The sequence below is a fragment of the Treponema endosymbiont of Eucomonympha sp. genome (genome assembly GCF_001028545.1).
The window spans coordinates 1-557 of record NZ_BBPW01000470.1; the positions used below are offsets into that span (position 1 = coordinate 1).

Genomic DNA, 557 nt, shown 5'->3' on the forward strand with positions numbered 1-557 from the left:
CGCCGCCGTCGTCATAAATGATCAGCTCGACCTTCTTGCCGTTGATGCCGCCTGCCGCGTTGATCTTCTCGACATACATCCGCAGTGTCTTGTCCTCGGGTTCTCCGAGAAACGACGCCGGGCCTGTCACAGAGAGGACGGAACCGATCTTTACGGTCTGCTGCGCATGCGCGGCACTACCGAACGTCAGACCGGCAACGCCGGCCGCCAACAGAAATCCCAATGCTGATGCTGGTTTCACAGTTTCCCTCCCTGGTGATGGGCGCTCGATTTTTTGAGAGCTTGCCCGGCATGTTTCCAACCACAGAGCGCCAATAGTTTCAAGTGCAACTATTGTCACTTCTAGCCATCAATATAATTGACCGAACGGTTGGTCAATAGTAATCTGCCTTCCAATGGCTGACCAAGAAGCCAATGGGAGGACTGTGTGGACAAAGATCTGGTCTTGACCGAGATCCGCGACGGATACCGCGTCATCACGCTTAACAGGCCCGACAGCCTCAACTCGTTCAATCCAAGTGTACACACCGCGCTGAACGCGGCGTTGAATGATGCGG

1 protein-coding gene is annotated in these 557 nt (G+C 54.9%); it reads right to left on the reverse strand.

Annotated features, from left to right (window positions below):
• Nucleotides 1–241 (reverse strand): ABC transporter substrate-binding protein (locus AWU74_RS14320; protein ID WP_162505041.1); only part of this gene is annotated, 241 nt, incomplete at its 3' end.
• Nucleotides 242–557: the final 316 nt, after the last annotated feature.